The organism is Sphingobacterium sp. UBA2610 (assembly GCF_002339225.1).
Lineage (GTDB): Bacteria > Bacteroidota > Bacteroidia > Sphingobacteriales > Sphingobacteriaceae > Sphingobacterium > Sphingobacterium multivorum.
This window is the reverse complement of record NZ_DDKA01000023.1, coordinates 568,439-587,211: the sequence shown is the minus strand read 5'-3', so window position 1 is coordinate 587,211 and position 18,773 is coordinate 568,439. Positions and strand designations below refer to the sequence as shown.

At 40.5% G+C, this 18,773-nt stretch carries 15 protein-coding genes; 7 read left to right on the top strand and 8 right to left on the bottom strand.

Annotation, left to right across the window (positions count from 1 at the left end):
• Window positions 1-48 precede the first annotated feature (48 nt).
• The 3 genes from B4Z47_RS18305 to B4Z47_RS18295 all read right to left on the bottom strand — a co-directional run bounded on the left by B4Z47_RS18305 (window position 49) and on the right by B4Z47_RS18295 (window position 5,381).
• Complete coding sequence (locus B4Z47_RS18305) at window positions 49-1,722, bottom strand: M1 family metallopeptidase (protein WP_115047954.1); 1,674 nt, start codon at window positions 1,720-1,722, stop codon at window positions 49-51.
• 22 nt (window positions 1,723-1,744) lie between these two features.
• The gene (locus B4Z47_RS18300) at window positions 1,745-3,919 is read right to left on the bottom strand and encodes a S9 family peptidase (protein WP_115047955.1); all 2,175 of its coding nucleotides are present in this window, start codon (window positions 3,917-3,919) and stop codon (window positions 1,745-1,747) included.
• A gap of 73 nt (window positions 3,920-3,992) precedes the next feature.
• A complete protein-coding gene (locus B4Z47_RS18295) occupies window positions 3,993-5,381 on the bottom strand; it encodes an aminopeptidase P family protein (protein ID WP_115047957.1) in 1,389 nt (462 codons plus the stop codon).
• Between the two features lie 453 nt (window positions 5,382-5,834).
• On the opposite strand from B4Z47_RS18295, the gene B4Z47_RS18290 reads away from it, so the two are divergent.
• Window positions 5,835-6,719, top strand: a complete 885-nt coding sequence (locus tag B4Z47_RS18290; RefSeq protein ID WP_115049497.1) for an AraC family transcriptional regulator — start codon at window positions 5,835-5,837, stop codon at window positions 6,717-6,719.
• Window positions 6,720-7,371: 652 nt separating this feature from the next.
• Here the strand turns inward: B4Z47_RS18290 and fabF are convergent.
• The 3 genes from fabF to B4Z47_RS18275 all read right to left on the bottom strand — a co-directional run bounded on the left by fabF (window position 7,372) and on the right by B4Z47_RS18275 (window position 9,935).
• Window positions 7,372-8,610: a beta-ketoacyl-ACP synthase II gene (gene fabF / locus B4Z47_RS18285; RefSeq protein ID WP_115047959.1), complete on the bottom strand. Its 1,239-nt coding sequence runs from the start codon at window positions 8,608-8,610 to the stop codon at window positions 7,372-7,374.
• A gap of 62 nt (window positions 8,611-8,672) precedes the next feature.
• Window positions 8,673-9,266 carry a TetR/AcrR family transcriptional regulator gene (locus B4Z47_RS18280; protein WP_115047961.1) on the bottom strand — a complete coding sequence of 198 codons (594 nt, stop codon included), beginning with the start codon at window positions 9,264-9,266 and terminating at the stop codon, window positions 8,673-8,675.
• Between the two features lie 84 nt (window positions 9,267-9,350).
• Window positions 9,351-9,935: a helix-turn-helix transcriptional regulator gene (locus B4Z47_RS18275; RefSeq protein WP_286727711.1), complete on the bottom strand. Its 585-nt coding sequence runs from the start codon at window positions 9,933-9,935 to the stop codon at window positions 9,351-9,353.
• 231 nt (window positions 9,936-10,166) lie between these two features.
• Between B4Z47_RS18275 and B4Z47_RS18270 the strand changes: the two genes are divergently transcribed.
• The 5 genes from B4Z47_RS18270 (at window position 10,167) to B4Z47_RS18250 (ending at window position 14,808) form a co-directional block, all read left to right on the top strand.
• On the top strand, window positions 10,167-10,793 hold the full coding sequence (locus B4Z47_RS18270; RefSeq protein WP_115047965.1) for a superoxide dismutase: 627 nt from the start codon (window positions 10,167-10,169) through the stop codon (window positions 10,791-10,793).
• 1 nt (window position 10,794) lies between these two features.
• A complete protein-coding gene (locus B4Z47_RS18265) occupies window positions 10,795-11,292 on the top strand; it encodes a DUF2480 family protein (RefSeq protein WP_115047968.1) in 498 nt (165 codons plus the stop codon).
• Window positions 11,292-11,846, top strand: a complete 555-nt coding sequence (locus B4Z47_RS18260; RefSeq protein WP_115047969.1) for an NADPH-dependent FMN reductase — start codon at window positions 11,292-11,294, stop codon at window positions 11,844-11,846. The genes B4Z47_RS18265 and B4Z47_RS18260 overlap by 1 nt, the downstream gene beginning before the upstream one ends.
• A gap of 367 nt (window positions 11,847-12,213) precedes the next feature.
• Window positions 12,214-14,169, top strand: coding sequence for a sensor histidine kinase (locus B4Z47_RS18255; RefSeq protein WP_159332885.1), 1,956 nt, complete (start codon window positions 12,214-12,216; stop codon window positions 14,167-14,169).
• Between the two features lie 12 nt (window positions 14,170-14,181).
• Window positions 14,182-14,808, top strand: coding sequence for a LuxR C-terminal-related transcriptional regulator (locus tag B4Z47_RS18250; protein WP_070569509.1), 627 nt, complete (start codon window positions 14,182-14,184; stop codon window positions 14,806-14,808).
• Between the two features lie 9 nt (window positions 14,809-14,817).
• On the opposite strand, the gene cydB is transcribed toward B4Z47_RS18250, so the two are convergent.
• Together cydB and B4Z47_RS18240 are read right to left on the bottom strand one after the other, a co-directional pair.
• Complete coding sequence (gene cydB / locus B4Z47_RS18245; RefSeq protein WP_115047975.1) at window positions 14,818-15,894, bottom strand: cytochrome d ubiquinol oxidase subunit II; 1,077 nt, start codon at window positions 15,892-15,894, stop codon at window positions 14,818-14,820.
• Between the two features lie 6 nt (window positions 15,895-15,900).
• Window positions 15,901-17,238: a cytochrome ubiquinol oxidase subunit I gene (locus B4Z47_RS18240; protein ID WP_115047977.1), complete on the bottom strand. Its 1,338-nt coding sequence runs from the start codon at window positions 17,236-17,238 to the stop codon at window positions 15,901-15,903.
• Window positions 17,239-17,464: 226 nt separating this feature from the next.
• Between B4Z47_RS18240 and B4Z47_RS18235 the strand changes: the two genes are divergently transcribed.
• Window positions 17,465-18,451 (top strand): hypothetical protein, encoded by a 987-nt coding sequence (locus B4Z47_RS18235; protein WP_115047979.1) that lies wholly within the window; start codon window positions 17,465-17,467, stop codon window positions 18,449-18,451.
• Window positions 18,452-18,773: the final 322 nt, after the last annotated feature.

Below are 18,773 nucleotides of genomic sequence, written 5' to 3'. Positions count from 1 at the left end.
TTTCCGGGGCGCTGTATTTATTTTATGTCTGTAACCTTGAAACCGTTTTTATTCGACCAATACGCCGACATAATAGTTGAACGTATCGATATCAATATTATCTTTCGTTAAACCGGCTATTTTAATCGGTCTGAAACGTTGATCCAATTGGATAAGTTCTCTTTTTTGACCTTTTACCCCAATATGTATAGGCATATGGAAGCCTTTGACTTCACTGATCCATCGGCCCAAGACTCTCCCTGAAGGATCTTGCTTGATTTCCAGTGTAGGAATGGCGCTATGCTGTACATACTGCTCAAATACTTTTAAAAGGTCTAAACCGGATTGCTGGTTTACGTAGTTGACAATATCATTATAATCGACTTGCTGATGATAAAACTTGCTGTTTAATCCCCGGAGAATATTTCGCCACTTTTCATCATTGTCCATCATCGTACGGATCATGTTGAGCATAACACCGCCTTTAGGGTACATATCGCCAGATCCTTCTTTATTGACGTGGTAGGGGCCCTGAATGGGGCTGTCATTTTGGATTCCACTTCGGATACCATGAGCGTACGCTTGGCTAGCTTCTTTGCCATAGAAATAGTCGATAAATAAACCTTCAGAATAGTTCGTGAAGCTTTCATGGATCCACATATCGGCCAGATCAGCGGAGGTTATATTGTTGCCAAACCATTCGTGGCCAGATTCGTGGACCACAATAAAATCCCATTTATGTCCCCAGCCAGTTCCCGACGCATCCCCGCCACGATAGCCATTTTGATAATGGTTTCCATAGGCGATGGCACTTTGGTGTTCCATGCCTGTATGGTAGGTTTCAACAAGCTTATAGCCATCTTCATAGAACGGATATGGACCAAACCAATGTTCAAAAGCCTCTAAGGTCTGGTTGGCATTTTTTTGAAGATGAGCTTTCTTTTCTGCCGTATCATTTTCGCGCAAGATATAGTAATCTATATCCAATGGTCCTTTTTCACCTTTATATTTTTCTTTAAAATGAACATAATCGCCGATATTGATGGCGACATTGTAGTTGTTGATCGGATTGGCGACTTTCCAATGGTATTTGGTATAACCATCCTTCATTTTTTCTACTTTGACCAGGCGACCATTGGATACATTCATCACCTCTTTTGGGACGGCAATGGAAATCATCATACTATCCACTTCATCGGATTGATGGTCTTTGTTTGGCCACCAGACACTCGCGCCCATACCCTGGCATGCGGTTGCTACCCACGGTTTGCCCTTGCTGTCTTTTTTCCAGTCAAAGCCACCATCCCATGGAGCTTTAACCGCCTCTGTAGGATGACCTTCATAAAACACGGTAAATTCATCCTGTGTCCCTTTCTTGATCGCAGTAGGAAATTCGACAAAGACCGCATTGTGCTCTCTGGTAAAGGAAAGTTCTTTCCCTTTATAAATGACTTTATTTACTTTTAAATTTGCAAAAAGATCAAATTGCAGGCGGTTAAAATCAGTCGTGGCCTTGAAACGGAAAAGGTTTGAACCTGAAATATATTTATTATCTATATCCACCTTAACATCCAGATGATAGTATTGGATGTCGTAGCAGGTGCGTAATGGCGTCAGGTATCCGCGCAGTGAATCCGCTCTTGTGAATTCATTTTTTTCTTTCATCAGCTGCGCTGCCGATTGCTGTATACCTGCGGTCAATAGACCGCAGGTACCCAATGCATATAACAGTATTTTTTTCATTTTTAAATAATAACGATTCAGTCTATCTTCCTCCCGGAGGACAATGTAATTTTAGATAGTTTGTAAATAATGTCCTTAAATGCTCATGTGTGCCCTGTCCCTCGCTAATTGAATGGCTGCGGTTTGGATAAGACATCAGCTGGAACTGCACGTTATTTTTGATCAGTTCATTGATCAGGACTTCGGCATTTTGATAGTGCACATTGTCGTCTCCAGTTCCATGGATGTAGAGTAGGTTGCCTTTGATATTTTTTGCATATTTCAGTGGCGAGCCGTTTTCAAAGTCCGCCAGATTTTCTTGCGGAAGGCCCATATAGCGTTCTTGGTATACATTGTCGTATAGTAACTGATTGGCTACCGCTGCAATGGCAATACCGGTTTTATAGATCTGCGGATATTGCCCCAATAGGTTAAGCGTACTCGATCCGCCACCGCTCCAGCCCCAAACGGCCACGCGTGAATTGTCGACAAACGGCCATTTCAGTATTTCTTGCGTTGCTAAAGCCTGATCGCGAATATTGAGCTGTCCGATATTGCGGTAGATGCTTTTTCGCCAAGAGCTGCCTTTAGGAGCAGGCGTTCCGCGATTATCCAACGAAATATAAATATAACCGTCCTGTGCCATATTTCCTTTATATAGACTGTTATAACCTGCACCAAAATTGTCTATCACAGTTTGCGATGCGGGTTCGCCATAAACCATAAAGACAACAGGATACTTTTTATTGGGATCGAAATCCAGGGGCTTTACCATCCAGCCATCTAATTCAATGCCGTCGGTGGTTTTAACTTTAAAAAATTCCGCAATGCCGTCGCTGACTTTCTTTTCACGTTTCAGTTCAAAGTCGACGCGTATTTTGTGGGTCGGTAATTCAATAACAGCATTGTGCTGTAATGTTGTCCGGTTGCTAAAGTTGAAGATGGCGATTTTACCGTCTTTTGAAATATCATAATCGCAGGTTCCTTCGTATGAGGCTGGTGTAAGTCGTTTTGGAACGCCACCTTTTGTAGACACGCTGTAAAGATATTTTTGTGTCGCATTGCTTGGCGAGGCCGTAAAATAAATGGTTTCATTTTTCGGATCAAAAAAATCAAGATTGATCATATCATAATCGGCTTTCATAACCAGCTTCTCATTTCCTGCTAGATCGATCTGGTAAATTTTGCGCCAACCGTCTTTTTCGGATACCCAGATGAAGGCCTTTCCACCTTGAACCCAGTCCCATCCGGAAGGATCATTGTTGTTCCACCGTGCTTTGATATCAATCCACGAATCGCTTTGCTCCTGATGTATGTTTTGCCCTTTATTATTGGAAAGCGCAACAGTATAAATCTTACTCTCATTCTGTTTTCTATTGAGCTGCTCCAGAATAAGTTGTTTGCTATCCAGGCACCATTCCATACGGGGGATGTAATGCTGGTTGGGATCTCCGGGGATATTGATCTTTGTGCTCTTTTCATTTGCAAGTTCATAAGTCCATATGGAGCAGGCACTCGGTGATTGTCCAACTTTAGGATACTCCACAGGAATGGTGTAGGAGTAGAGGCTATCGGTATTGTTGATCATTAGAAAATTGCGAATGTTGCGGGCATCAAGCTTCCAATAGGCAATGGAAGCACCGTCCGGCGACCAACGGAAACCGTCTTTACAACCAAATTCTTCTTCGTATACCCAGTCGAAAGTACCATTGATTAAACGGTCTGTACCATCGTTAGTAACCGAAACAATGCTGCCATTGGCGAGATCCTCGAGGTAAATATTATGGTCAGCTTTGTTCACGTAAGCTACTTTATCTGCTTGCAGGTTAAACTTCGCAAACATCAGTTGCGAGGCTGGGAATTTCTTGCCTAGTTGCTGCAATTGATTGGTCTTCTTGTTGTAAACCCAATAGTCACCTCGCGTATTCTCTCGCCATACTCTTTTGCTATTGGTATAGATCAAAATAAGCTCCTTATTTTTGGAGATGGAAAAATTTTCGACTTTTAAGGCTGCCGTTGCGCCTTTCGGAATAAGTAATTGTTGCGAAAGGAAGACTGTTCGCATGCCATTTATCGGATTTACCGTTTCTATTCCCTTGTCGGAAAATTCATAATACTGGTCACCCTGATCTGTCCACAATCGCTGTGCAACAAGTAAATTTGGCGCATAAAAAACCAGTATAAGGATAATAAAGATTAACTGTTTAATTCTGTTCATTTGTTTATCTGTTTTTTTTAAGAATCCCCAAAAAAGATTTCAGTTCACTTTCAAGGTTTTATCACGAGTTTATTTAGTCAATTGGATTGTCTTTAAGCTGATAGATTTCCTGGATTTCACGTTCAAGGTATTGTCCGAGACGTCGGTATCCATTCTGCTCGATCAAGTAATTGTCTTCAATACGAACCCCACCAAAATCAAGGTGTTTATTTAAGAAATCATAGTTGATAAATTCTTTGTGTAAATTTTGTTGCTCCCAAAGCTGCGTTAGTTCTGGAATAATATAGATGCCAGGTTCAACGGTTAGCACATTACCAGCTTCCAGTTTCTTACCGAGCCGCAGCGATTTAATGCCAAAAGTTTGGGTATCCTTTGGTTCTGCTTCGGTATATCCAACATATTGCTCGCCGAGATCTTCCATATCATGTACATCGAGGCCGAGCATATGGCCGAGTCCACATTGAAAGAAAAGTGCATGGGCATGGTTCGCGACAGCATCTTGCGTATTCCCTTTCATAAATCCTGTTTGTATAAGTCCGTCTACAAGCGCTTCACAAGCTTTTAAATGAATTTCTTTAAAGTGGATTCCGGCAGTCAGGAGCTGCTCTGCCGTTTTAAACGCATGTAAAACAATCTGGTATATTTCCTCTTGTAACGCAGTGAAACGTTTTCCTACAGGAAAGGTTCTGGTCAAGTCTGACGCATAGCCCATAGCGGTTTCGACGCCCGAATCATTGAGAAGCAGATCACCTGCATAAAGTTGGTGAAATTGCATATGATTGTGTAGGATTTCACCCCGTTTTGTAACTATCGGTGGATAGGAGAAGGAGGTACCCTGATCTTGCGCAAAATGCTGCATGGCATTACTGATCTGATATTCGTAACAATCAGGTTTTGTCATACGCATAGCGATACGATGCATCTCAACGGCAATATCTACCGCTTTCTCCAGTTCGAGGATTTCTTCTGCCGATTTAATGCTTCTATGTGCGACGACTGCTTTAATCAAAGCCACAGAGGGGGTGAGCTGATTTGCAGTACGGCCGGTTAGCTGCTCAAGTAATAATTTATTATGCGACTGATAAGGAGGAAGATAGTGAATATCCTCCTGTTTTCCTTTGCTAAGGTAGTCGAAAAGTTGATTGAAAGGCAGGATTTTGTCGATACCCGACAGGTCTGCCTTTTCAGCTAAAGTTTGCTGTTGACCCATCCACACAATATCATCGATTGTCATTTCGTCGCCAAATAATATGGTCTCGTTTTTTTCAGCATCCAATACGGCAGCCAAACGTGGACTTTTGATACCTATATAATATAAAAAGCTGCTGTCTTGACGAAATGGATAGGTATTGTGCTCAAAATTGATCGGATTTTCAATGTTACCTAGCAAAAGAATTTTGCCAGTTGTGAACTTTGATAACAGATTATTTCGGCGATTAAGATATATTTCTTTTTTGAACATAAGTTTTGGGAATTATTTGAAGTTGGATTGTCTAATTAGGTGCCTATTGTGTAATACGAATATCGTAAAATTTATGCGCTTCAAAATGATTTATTTAAAAGGTCTTTCTTTAATGTGTAGTGTTTGTTCTTGTTACAAATGATATGTTCTCCGTTTTTTATACTAAAAAGTGCTAAAAACGAAATTTAATAAAGTTCAATCTTTCTATTGAATAATAATTATCACAATTTATCAAAGTCTAATTGTATTTTAACCCATTTTTCCAATATAAATGGGTTTTTATTGTCAATTCGTTGTTTTGTGCGTGGTATTATTAGAGGATTATTAAATATTGTCGAATACTAAACATATTTTAGTATAGTATTTTTATGTTTTATTTCCAAGTCGTGTTGTTGCTTTGGAGTTGTTATATTTATGTTACTAAACAGTAAACATAAAACTAAACAAACCTATATGAAAACGCTCCAATTTATTGTGCCGACCATGCGAGGACAGAGTCTAACAATTCAAGAAGATATATTGGAAACTTTTTATCCTCATTTCCATCGACATCAAGAAGCTCAATTAATGTGGATAAAAAAAGGTAAGGGAGTTTTGATTGTGGAAGACACCTTACATCCTTTTAAGGAAAATGATATTTTCTTTTTGGGAGCGAATCAACCACATGTATTTAAGTCTGCCTCCCAGGACGGATTCTCGAATGAATCTCGCTCCGTTTCCATTTTTTTCGATCCAAATGGAAGGCTTAAATCGCTTTTTTCCCTGGAGGAATTTGAATCGTTGAATCAGTTTATTTATAACAACTCAAGAGGGTTTAAGGTTCCCGATTCATATTTTCCCCAAATAGCAGAACGGGTCTGTTTATTAAAATCTGCGGACCAAATGGATAAGTTAATGCACTTTTTCTATTTATTAAGAGCATTGGCAAATATTTCACGCGAGGCGGAAGCACTTTGTAACGAACGGGTGGAAGTTGCCTTTGATACGATGCACGGATCAAATCGCATTAATATCATCTGCAATTATATTAAGGAGCACTATAAAGACGAAATTACGCTGGAAGATGTTGCTGACCATGCAAATCTTACTCCACAGGCATTTTGTCGATATTTTAAAAAGCATTGTGGTGTAACTTTTGTTACCTACCTCAATAGAATAAGAGTCAAGGAAGTGTGTAATCAATTAAATGAAGATCACTTAGACAGTGTTTCATTTATTGCCTATAACTGCGGATTTAATAGCATTACCAATTTTAATCGGGTTTTTAAACAAATCGTAGGCTGCAATCCAAAAGAGTATGTGCAGCAATATAAACAAACGCTTTACTCTGTGATTTAGAATACAGTACCGAAATCAAGATTTAGGCTTGCCGCTAAAGTACAACAAGGCAACTATCGATTTAAAACTCGTAAAATGAAAGAACAGGTTTGCAGTGAGGCAACTTCCGTTGCCTCGCTGTTTTTTATAGCCTTTAAATAGCATCCTTTAATTGCTATTTTACCACATTTTAAATTCCAATGTACGTGTAAGACAGTTAGAATGTCCTCTCTTATCTTTTTTCGTCTTAATTTTTTTCGAATCAACTGTGGATCAAGTAGGAATTATATTATAGTTTTAGACAGTGCTTGTTCAGTGCTCGTTCAGTGTTTGTTCAGTGCTCGTTCAGTGATGACTCAGTGGAAACTGAATAACGAGTGACGAATCACTGTCTAAAAATTGATTGAAAATTGTGATTAGCTATAAGTTGATATGCAGATGTGATGCTAATTCTATACCCATTCGACTCCTGGAAATAAACCTAAAGACCTTCAAACAGGAATAACGATTCAAAAAAGCAGATCTATACGTGCAATTGATGAAAAAAATAGGCAAAAAAAAAGGTTTTCAAACGGGGAGAATGAAAACCTTAAATAACCAATTATAAACCTAAATTATGATACTACAAAGATAGTGTGTTTTTTACACTTTGTCAAGAATTATTTCAAAAAAATTAAATCTTTTTGAAGACGATACTCGAATTGTGTCCTCCAAAGCCAAAGGCATTGCTCATTGCGGTCTGAACTGTTTTTTCATGCGGTTGATTGATGACAATCTGAACTCCTTCGGGAATATCTGGATCGATATTTTCGATATTAATAGTTGCAGGAATTACATTATTGTTGATGGATTTTATGGCAATGATTGCTTCGATAGCGCCAGCCGCCCCAAGTAAATGTCCTGTCATCGATTTGGTGGAACTGACCCATAGATTATTTGGGCTTCCAAAAGCCCGTTGCACGGCCTTAAGTTCGGCGATATCACCCACTGGTGTGGAAGTCGCATGGAGATTCAAATAGTCGAGCTGGCTGATATCGATTTTTGCTTCTTCCAGCGCCAATGACATGGCTTTGGCTGCCGCTATCCCTTCGGGATGGGGCGAGGTCATATGGTAAGCATCTGCGGTCATTGAAGCCCCAACAAGCTCTGCGTAAATTTTTGCGCCTCTTTGCTTTGCATGTTCATATTCTTCCAAGATGAGTGCTCCGGCTCCTTCACCCATGACAAAACCGTCACGATCGCGGTCAAATGGTCTACTCGCAGTCTGTGGACTATCATGCCGGCTCGACATGGCTTTCATTGCAGAAAAGCCGCCAACTGATGCCGGTGTGATGGGGGCTTCGGAACCACCGCTGATGAAGACTTTGGCTTTGCCGAGCCTAATGTAATTAAAGGCGTCCATAAAGGCCGTATTGGATGTGGCACAAGCTGATACGGTGGTGTAATTGATTCCTTTTAAGCCATACTTCATTGAAATCATGCCTGATGCCATATTCACAATAAGTCTAGGTACAAAGAAAGGACTGAATCTCGGTTTATAATCTCCCGTTACGTAAGCCTCAACTTCATTTTCGAAAGTTTCCATTCCACCCTGACCAACACCCCAGATCACACCGATATCAAATGGATCCATAGCATCGAGATCTAGTCCCGAATCTTCCATCGCCTGCGCTGCGCTATATAAAGCATATTGCGTAAAAAGATCACTTCGTTTAATCTCATTTCTATCTAAGTATTTTTCGGGTTGAAAGTGCTTAATTTCACTTGCAATCTGTGTTCGAAACAGCGAGGCATCAAAACGGCTAATCATCGTTGTGTGGTTTTCGCCCCGTAAAATGTTATCCCAAAATATGTCTATGTTTTCTCCCAGCGGGTTAATTGTCCCCATGCCAGTTATGACAACTCTTTTCATCTCTTTTTATTTTAATATAAACTTATTAATATACCAATTGGTATTTGTTTTTGTAAAAAAAATTAAGCCTTGATCTCCTGATCCACCATTTCCTTCATTTTATCCAATACAATGGCAAGATCTTTTCCCCGACCGGAAATCTTGGAAAGGAGGATTCCGCCTTCGATCATTGCCATAAACATAATGGCATAATTTTCAGCAGAAATATGCTGTTTAAATTCGCCGCTGGCGACTCCCTCTTCAAGTATTAGAATGAACCGTTGTCTCCATAAGTCAAAGGAACGTTTGACTTTGGGCGTTAGAAAAGATAGTGAATCATCCGCCTCTACGGCCGCATTCATCATGGGGCAGCCTCCTGAAGCTGCGATATTTTTGAAATTTTCCTTGTAGAAATCTAGAAAAGCCATTAGCTTCTTTAGCGCTGTTTTTTGCTGGATAATTTGCTGATTAACGGCTTCGGCGATTTTTTTGCTCTGGTAGGTATAGATATGAGTAGCCAGGTCATCTTTGTCCTTGAAATTACCATAGATACTTCCTTTTGTTAATCCTGTCGCTGTCGTGATGTCCGAGAGCGAAGTCGCAAAATAGCCTTTCTTATTAAAAATGGGCGCAGTTTTTTCAATGATATATTGCCGTGTCTGTTCTGCTTTTGACATGTTATTCCTGTTCTTTTAATGCAAATATAAAAAATACTTTTTGGTATATTAGTAATTTGTGCAGGAATGTCTTAGAAATTGGTTTTATTTCGCCTTTGAAATGCGATAGGTACAGCGCGGCGCATTCTCGATGATGTATTCTATTCTACTGATACGATATGCCGGACCGATGAGTTGCTGGAAATTATTCAGTTCTGAACGGCAAAATCCCTGACATTCGGTTGCTGCTGCACATATGGGGCAATGATTTTCAATGAGAAGATAATCGTCAGCCTCTTTTCTCCATTCAGCCATATAGCCTTCCTCTGTTCTTTTGGCAGCTATAACTTCAAGTTTTTTTTCGATGGATTCAATATCCGATATTGCGTCAGTATATTTCTGATATACTTTAGATTCCCGATCACTAATCAGTAGATCCAACGCATTCTCGCCAAGCACTTGTTTAATCGACTGCAATAATTGTACGGTAATGTCGGCGTGACTATCTGGAAATCTTGCCATACCCTGTGGCGACAGACTGTAATAAGTCGAGGGCCGGCCTATACCTTCGCTCCGGGCATTGGATACAATCAGGTTTTGATTCGCGAGGTTCAATAAATGTTTACGGGCTCCTTCTTTTGTTATCGCCAATTCCGATGCAATCAAAGCTGCAGTGGCTTCTCGGCGCATTTTTAATAACATCAATATTCGATCAGCTGGACTTTTCTGCATTTGACAATAAAAAAGTTGTTTTATGTACTACCAACAAAGATAGCATTTTTATTTTTTGTTCTAAAAAGTGTTTCAGATACAGGTTTAGTCTTTTCGAATTTAGTTTTATGACTTTAATAAAACAACTGTTTAGTTGTTTTATTAAAATTGATTCTCTAGTTTTGACTTATCATAAAAAACAATAAAACTATGCACAAATTTCAATTACCCCAGTTATCATATTCCTATGCGGCGCTTGAACCCTATTTTGATCGCGAGACCATGACGATTCATCATCAAAAGCATCATCAAGCTTATGTCGACAATCTAAATAAGGCATTGGAAGGATCGGAAAGCGAAGCTGACACGCTATTGGATATACTCACAAACATAAGTACATATAGCCCAGCAGTCCGCAATAATGGCGGCGGTCACTTTAACCATACGTTATTTTGGGAAATCTTATCGCCTAATCCAAAAACGGTACCCACAGGGAAGTTAGCAGATGAGATAAATGCAGCTTTTGGTTCTTTGGAAGAGCTCAAAGCTAAGATCAAAAATGCGGGGCTTGGGCAGTTTGGTTCGGGCTGGTCCTGGCTTTATGTCAAGCATTCAGGTGCCTTAGATGTCGTCGCAACGGCCAACCAGGATAATCCGCTGATGGATACACAATTGACCGGTAGAGGTTTTCCTATTTTGGGTGTCGATGTTTGGGAGCATGCCTATTATTTAAAATATCAGAATAAAAGGGCCGATTATTTAGATGCATTTTGGTCGCTTTTGGATTGGTCTGTTGTTGAACAAAAATACGATGCCGTGATTGCAGGCTTGGTTTGATATGTTTATAAATAAAGTCGAAAACACGGGTATATTGGCTTTAGATCTGATTGATTTTAAGTCCAATCTCGCCATCCAAAGTTTTGACATCAAAACATTGTTGTATCGGGAAGCAATCCTGAAAGAAAAGGAATTCCGAGAAGCGTTGACCGCGGTGGACTGGTCTGCTTTCCGAAATCAGGCGGTTGCTATCAACTGTTCTGTCGACGCAATTATCCCGCCTTGGGTCTATATGACCCTGGCGGAAAAACTTCATCCTGTTGCAGCGTATTACGATTTTAAGACGGTAGAGGCTTTGGAAATAGATTTGTGGATACAGGCTTTGCAAGCAATGGATCTATCGCATTTTCAGCAGCAAAAGGTTGTCATACGGGCCCGTCCGAATATCCCGGCGTCACTTTATATGTTGGCGACGGAACGTTTGATTCCTATTGTGCAGACCTTGATGTATGGTGAGGTTGGTATGCCAAAAGTTATTTTTAAAAAAGGGAAAGTATAATGAAAGCATTAATATTCAATGGTGCCTTGGAAAGAAGGCAAGAATCGACATCGGGAAAACTGTCACACTATGTTTCCGACCAACTAAACCAACGAGGTATTGAAAATACGATTTTTAACCTGGCTGATAGCGGAATACCCTTATTTGATTTGAGTCTCAATCGGGTGCCCAATGCCGTCAAGATTATGAATACTCAGTTTCTAGAAGCAGATGTACATTTTTGGTTGTCTCCGCTTTATCATGGAAGTATTCCCGGTGTGATGAAAAATTGTTTGGATTGGCTTGAAGTCAGTGCTAAAAATAAACCGGCTTATCTGACGGATAAACATATCGGACTGGTGTGTTGGGCCGATGGTGTACACGCACTACAGGGCATTAATGCAATGGATGCTATCGCGAAGTCGCTCCGCGCCTGGACATTGCCTTTTAGTGTGCCCATTATGAAATCGGCGCTTTTTGAGCCGGATAATCCAAATGTGCTTTCTTCGGTTTACCAGTGTAAGCTGGATTTGCTGATGGATATTGCTACGAAAAAGAGTAGCGAATATCGTTGATAAAAAAGCCTCTCGATAGTTCGAGAGGCTTTTTTATCAACGGGATATGTTTTAGCCTATATTTAAATAGATTAGGCTAATCTTATGCTGGTAATTAATTTCAAAAAAAGTAGAAGAATGTCTTTAGCAATTCATCGCGGAGATATATCTTTGTTTTTTGGATCCGCTAATTGACTATGCGGTTTTCCGACCTACGTTTTCTACTGTCGACTTTGACAAAGCCGGATCGACCGCAAATTTAGACGTAGGGAGAAGTCTTGAACCACCATCAGACTTTCTTGTTGCATATTATGAAACCATTGGCTGAAAAGGCCCCATTTAGTTTAATTGTTGAAATGATTAAGAAATTGGATTAATAATGTTTCAGTTGAAAGAGTTAACGAAGATAATTGCCTTTTTTATAGTATACTTTACTGTGCATCTTGTAAGTGCACAGAGTTTTCTGCCATTGGATGAAAATAGATATCGATCTGATGCGGAAAGGTTATTGCTGTCGAGTTCGGATGACAGTGTGAAGGCAATGCAGTATTTTTATTTGGCAGATTACTATCGATTTAGGGATACGACCAAATTTTGGGATCATATGCGGGAGGGGGAGCGTTTCGCCAAACCATTCCGGAGTTTACAGGCGATGGGGGCACTCTACAAAAGCTTTTATTATGGACAATTTCTGGATAGTAAAAATGCCGGAGTTGAAGCCCAACGATGTGTAGACCTCCTTGGAAATGCGCAAAAACCTTTTCAGCAGGGCCTTTTGGCCAAAGCTTGGTATAATCTGGGCTTGATTCGATTTCCTAAAAAAGGATTTGCTGATTTTCTGGATATCCTAAACGGGAAGTGCCTGCCTTATGCCAAAGCACATGACCCCATCATGGAAGGTAGTATAAATACGATGATCGGCATGACCTTTATGTCGTCCAATCAGCTTGCAAAAGCTGATGAATATCATCAATTGGCCATCAAGCAACTCGAGCAGCAACCGCCGAGTACAGCACTTGTGGTGGCTTATCTCAATACAGTCAGCAATTATTGCTATCAGGTGAAATCTAAAGAAGCAAGAGTGCTACTGGATAAAGTCAAACAGCTCTTGAAAGATTATCCAAATTCTTCGCAATTACCCAATTACTATTACAATGAGGCGCTTTATTTTACCACAAAGCAACAGACTGATGAAGCCCTTCGTCTGCTGGATATCGGGTTGGATTGGTCGGTGAAAATGAACAATTGGAAATTATTCCAGATGATGCGGTTCAGAAAGTTTAATGTGTATCTCCTGCAGAAAAAGTATGCTGATGCTAAACTACAGTTGGAGGAAATCGTAAAAAATGGATTATTAACGCGAGATCTTTACAACAGTAAAATTGTGTACAGTCAACTGGCGGCTGTAAATGAGCTGATGGGTAATTATCAGGATGCGCTGAAAATGTCCAATAAGGCAAATCAGCTATCCGACAGTATTCAGAAGGTCCAATTGTTGGAGAAAATGAATGAGATGGAAGCAAAATATAAAACCGTAGAAAAAGAAAAAGAGATTCTGAATCTGCGCGCAGAAAAGGAACGCAACCAATTTCGGATTTTCCTCGTTTTGGGTATTGCCGTTTTGCTTTTCTTTATTGTGCTATTTGTTACTTTTTCCTATCGAAAACAACGGAAGCTTAATACACAGATACAGCTCAATCACGAAATCGCATTGGACAAAATGGAAAAGGAAAAGCAGTTGCAAATTTCGGAATCGATGCTAAAAGGAGAGGAGCAGGAGCGTCAGCGTATTGCCCAAGATCTGCACGATAGCATAGGTGGCATGTTGACAGGTTTAAAATTTAAGATTGCCGGCGATGTGGCAAAGAGTACGCTCTTGACAGATGAAGTGCCGCAGAAGTTGAACGATATTTTAGGTGAAGTAAGACGGATATCCCATAACCTGATGCCCGAATCGCTGCGTCAGTTTGGATTGATAGCAGCATTGGAGCAATTGTGTATGGCGATGAAAAATAGTAACGTTTCGATCCAGTTTGAGAACTACGAGCCTGAATTGAATGTGGACTTTCAAAAGGGGTTGGCCCTGTATCGAATTGTTCAAGAAGCTATTTCAAATGCACTAAAGTATGCAAATGCAGATTCAATTATCGTTCAGGTAAGTAAATCGGAGGAAGTACTCCATATCCTCGTTGAGGATAATGGCAAAGGCTTTGATTCTGCTGTGTTAAATTATGGATTGGGTTTAAATAATATGGTCAATAGGGTGAAATGGATCAATGGATCAATTGATATTCAGAGTAAGCTTGGATCTGGAACGCAGATCGAAATTGGTGTAACGGTTTAAATAAGCGGAGTCATGAAGATAATTGCAGTGTTAGATGATCATCCCTTATTGTTGGAAGGTGTCGCTTCTTTTCTCAATAATCAGGATGGGTATCTCGTATACCCCTTTTTGGAAGAGATTGCGTTAATTGAATTTTTAAAGATCACGGGGGCCGATCTCATCCTGATGGATATGCAGCTGTTAAAGACAAATGGGGTGGATGTCTGTACACAGGTGAGGAAACTGTTTCCGATGATTCCCATTGTTGCATTGAGCAATTTAGCCGATGGAAACCTTATTTTTCAGTTTATGCAGGCTGGTGGAAATGGCTATATCTTAAAGGATGTTACCAACGAAGAATTCCTGCGCTGCGTAGAGCTTGGGCTCGATGGGAAAGAGGCCGTTTGTGATCGGGCAAAAGAACTTTATCGTGGTGCAATTTCGACGATCAGCGGTCTACCTCGGCTTACACAGCGTGAAAAAGAGATTTTGACGTTGATCTCCAAGGGACTTACGACGAACCAAATTGCTGAACAGTTGTTTTTAAGTCCAGTTACGGTTGAAACGCATCGGCGCAATCTCCTGACTAAATTCAAAGTTAAAAATATGATTGAGCTCGTACAGCTGGCAATGAAACATAAGTTGTTGGGACTCGAATAGAGACCGCTCTTAATGTTCGCCGTAACCCACGTCATCCAGCTTACCTTTGAAGACCCTAAATTGGATGATAAAATAGGCAATCACCAGAATTGCGGCAAACATAAACCAGCCTAAACCTACGGAAAGACCATATTCATGCGCCGCCGCATTTTGAATCGTCAAGGAGGGGTTTACGTCATTCGTTGAAGGCAATACTATCGGGAACATGGAAGCAACGGTCGTCGCAAAGCTCCCTAGGATGAACAGCGATGAAAATAGGAAGCCAATACCATCTTTTTTAAAGGTTTTGATCCAAAATTGTCCAAGTAATCCAACGGCAGCTATCACAGGGAATATCCATAGCCAATAATGATTTTGAAGATTGTTAAGGGAGATGGGTTTCACATAATGCCATACATAGGCCGATAGTATGACGAGAATAAGCAAGACAAAGTTGAGCTTAAAAACAATGTTCTTTAGTCTCGTGTTCAATGTACTGGATGTTTTCAGAATGACCCAGCCTGCGCCGTGGATGGTTAATGTAACGACGGCAACTAAACCTAATATGATAGTGAACCAGTCTATGATGCCTTGATGTTGGGCTAATGGGTCAAATGTCGGGTTCCAAAGTGCCAAGAAGAAATAGTGCGGCTCTTGGGTAGATACACCATTCTCTACCATACCCAGGTTTACTCCGCGAACGACATTGCCCAGCGCGGCGCCAAAGAAAAGTGCCAGCAACAGGCTTGCGAGGCCGAAAGCCTTATCCCATAAAGCTTCCCAAAGACGATGGTGAACCTGACCTCTGAGTTCAAGACTTATTGCTCTAAAAATAAGTAACCAAAGTACAAGCATTAGGGGAAGGTAGAAACCACTGAAGGAGGAGGCGTAGAGTGTGGGGAAAGCAAAAAATAGGACACCACCAGAAGCGATGAGCCAGACTTCATTGGCATCCCAAAACGGCCCAATTGAGTTGGTAACAGCTTTTTTCTCCTGTTCGGTTTTAGCAAAGAATAGATGGACAATTCCCGCTCCAAAATCGTACCCATCGAGTACGATATAAATTCCCAGCATAAAAGTTAAGACGATAAACCAGAATATTTCCATAGCTAATTAGGTTAATGCAACTGTCGTTTCAGGACCTTTTCTAATGATCTTCAAGACTAACATCAGAAATAACAAGCCCAAAAGAATGTATAAACCGACGAAGCCGAGAAAGGTAAATAATGTATTTCCGGAAGATACGGTAGGGGATACACCGTCTACCATTCGCATGAGATTATAAACAAGCCAAGGCTGCCGCCCCAATTCAGCTGTATACCAACCTGCAGTATTCGCGATGTATGGAAATGGAATCATAAACATGATGATCCACAATAACCATTTGGTTTGATACAATTTGTTCCGCCAAAGCAGTAGCGCTCCAAGAACCATAATGCCGATGAATATGGTACCCAGCCCTACCATGATGTGATAGCTGTAATACAGTCCGGGTACGTTGGTTGGATGTAAGGACTGGTCAAATTCATTTAATCCTTTGATTTCTGCATCCCAGCGCTGGTAGGTGAGGAAGCTCAAGACATTCGGCACCGCTATTTTATTGTCCAGCTTTTTGTTTTCCATGTCGGGTTGGCCGACCAGGATAATCTCGGATCCGCCTTGCTCCGTTTTGAAAATGCCCTCCATGCCGGCAAAGGCTGCGGGCTGATATTTGACTACGTTTTTGGCGGCAAGGTCTCCCGTAGGAAATGCCAACATAACCGATGAAATGGCGCCGAAGATGACGCCACTTTTAACGAATATCTTTCCAAACTTACTATGCCGGTCGCTTAGGAGATAGAAAGCTCCAATAGAGGCCACAAAAAAGGAACTGGTCACCAACGAAGCGGCTTGATTATGTAAATAAGATGGCCATAACCATGGATTATTGAATAATGCACTAAAATTGTTCAGTACAAATTTGCCATTTTCAAGAATCTCATACCCAACAGGGTGCTGCATCCAGGAATGTGTGGCGATAATCAGGAAACCACTGGCCCAAGATCCGATAAAGACCATGAGTCCGGATAAAAAATGGAGCTTATGCCCCAGCAACTTCTCTCCAAAAAGAAACATCCCCAGAAATGATGACTCCAGGAAAAAGGAAAACATACCTTCCATGGCTAAGGTCTGTCCGATAATACCACCCGTAAGTTCAGAAAATTTAGCCCAGTTGGTACCAAATTGAAACTCCATGGGGATACCTGTTACAACGCCCATGGTGAAGTTAAGCGCAAAGATTTTCATCCAAAATTTGGATGCATGGTTGTAATCTTCGTTTTGTGTTTGCAGAAATTTCCATTTGAAATAGACGATCATGAGGGATAAACCCATGGTCAATTGAGGGAATAAATAATGGAATGTAATCGTAAATGCGAACTGAAGTCGATTATAGAGAATCATATCTTCCATGTAGCCGAAGTTTTGGTTAAAAGACAGCTAAATATAACCTTTTATTCGCGTATATATCCATGAAACTGTTTTATTTTTTGATAAAATAACGGGCCTTTTATTGTTTTCTGTACGTATTGTAAAATCTGAACCTCAATAGCAGATATCAATCAGCATAATCTCTTTTTTATCTTATCTTCGCCCGAATTTAAAACGGACTTGAACGGTAGAAAAGAGCATTAGGGAAATGAAGAAAGTGCTGATTTTGATGGGTGTTTTATTGATACCTATATTTTTTATTGTATTGAATAATACGGGGCGGGGTACAATCGCTAAAGATAATATTGTGTTTCGAGATAAATTATCTGATTACAATTTATTCAAAGGCAAAATTGCTGATCTTGTTCCAAACGACCAGGGAATTTCCTATGAATTAGCCTCGACCTTATTTACAGACTATACCGATAAAAAGCGCGTCATCTTTCTTCCCAGGGGAAAAAAAATGATCGCCTCAGATGATGGTTTGCCCAGCTTCCCCGACGGTACCCTAATTGCCAAAACATTTTTTTATCCGCAAAAAGATGCGGCCGGAGATGTACGACAGCAATTGCTTGAAACACGGCTGTTGATTTATAAAGACGGACAGTGGAATGCAGCAACCTATCAATGGAATGTAGCCCAAGATGAAGCTTTGTTGTTGATGGACAGTGCTTCCGTGCATGTTTCGTTTTTGGACAGCAAAGGTGACGAGCGACAAACAAATTATATTATTCCTTCACGAAACGATTGTATGGCATGCCATCGACAAGGAAATCAGCTGTTTCCGATAGGTCCAAAGATCAGAAATCTGAACCGGATAATCGGTCAGGATGGTGACAGCATCCAGCAACTGGTGCAGTTGACCAAACAGGGGGCTCTCGAACTGAAGTCCATGAAAAGCTTCACGAATTTACCGAGTTATTATGACCTTGCCCAATCGACTGCAAGTCGTGCGCGAGCTTATTTGGAAATCAACTGTGCCCATTGTCACAATCCGAAAGGGACAGCCTATATGACCATGCTGGATCTTCGTTATGAAAGCCCCATGCATGAAACTGGAATTTGGTTGAAACAAGCGAAGATTATTGGACGGATGTCTACATTGGGAGAGATGCATATGCCTCAAAAGGGAACCACCGTATTGCATGATGAAGGCATCCTGCTGATTAAAACCTATCTAAAAACTTTAAAATAAGCGTTCCTTGCTTATCCTTAATCGGTAACCTTTTACGGCTACCAGTCTGCTTATATAGTCCCTTTGCAGGTCTCGTATATTTATTTTAATAAAATCTATAGAATTAGTAGATTATATTAAATTTACTCCTATATTTGTGAAAAGATAACAGATCGCTGTTGAAAATATGCATTACTTTTCAGCGTGGCGTATTAACACATTATTATGGAACATATCAATATTAGTAAAAGCACATTTTTCGTAAGTATTACTGCAAAGTCTCTGAAGGCTAAATCCCCTGATGTAAGAAAGATGCGAATGTGTCATATAGGATAATTTCCCT

Bases quoted from the DNA above. Each gene is read 5' to 3' on its own strand.
- B4Z47_RS18305 (WP_115047954.1), bottom strand. From the start codon at position 1,722: ATGAAAAAAATACTGTTATATGCATTGGGTACCTGCGGTCTATTGACC.
- B4Z47_RS18300 (WP_115047955.1), bottom strand. From the start codon at position 3,919: ATGAACAGAATTAAACAGTTAATCTTTATTATCCTTATACTGGTTTTT.
- B4Z47_RS18295 (WP_115047957.1), bottom strand. From the start codon at position 5,381: ATGTTCAAAAAAGAAATATATCTTAATCGCCGAAATAATCTGTTATCA.
- B4Z47_RS18290 (WP_115049497.1), top strand. From the start codon at position 5,835: ATGAAAACGCTCCAATTTATTGTGCCGACCATGCGAGGACAGAGTCTA.
- fabF (WP_115047959.1), bottom strand. From the start codon at position 8,610: ATGAAAAGAGTTGTCATAACTGGCATGGGGACAATTAACCCGCTGGGA.
- B4Z47_RS18280 (WP_115047961.1), bottom strand. From the start codon at position 9,266: ATGTCAAAAGCAGAACAGACACGGCAATATATCATTGAAAAAACTGCG.
- B4Z47_RS18275 (WP_286727711.1), bottom strand. From the start codon at position 9,935: ATGCGCCGAGAAGCCACTGCAGCTTTGATTGCATCGGAATTGGCGATA.
- B4Z47_RS18270 (WP_115047965.1), top strand. From the start codon at position 10,167: ATGCACAAATTTCAATTACCCCAGTTATCATATTCCTATGCGGCGCTT.
- B4Z47_RS18265 (WP_115047968.1), top strand. From the start codon at position 10,795: ATGTTTATAAATAAAGTCGAAAACACGGGTATATTGGCTTTAGATCTG.
- B4Z47_RS18260 (WP_115047969.1), top strand. From the start codon at position 11,292: ATGAAAGCATTAATATTCAATGGTGCCTTGGAAAGAAGGCAAGAATCG.
- B4Z47_RS18250 (WP_070569509.1), top strand. From the start codon at position 14,182: ATGAAGATAATTGCAGTGTTAGATGATCATCCCTTATTGTTGGAAGGT.
- cydB (WP_115047975.1), bottom strand. From the start codon at position 15,894: ATGGAAATATTCTGGTTTATCGTCTTAACTTTTATGCTGGGAATTTAT.
- B4Z47_RS18240 (WP_115047977.1), bottom strand. From the start codon at position 17,238: ATGGAAGATATGATTCTCTATAATCGACTTCAGTTCGCATTTACGATT.
- B4Z47_RS18235 (WP_115047979.1), top strand. From the start codon at position 17,465: ATGAAGAAAGTGCTGATTTTGATGGGTGTTTTATTGATACCTATATTT.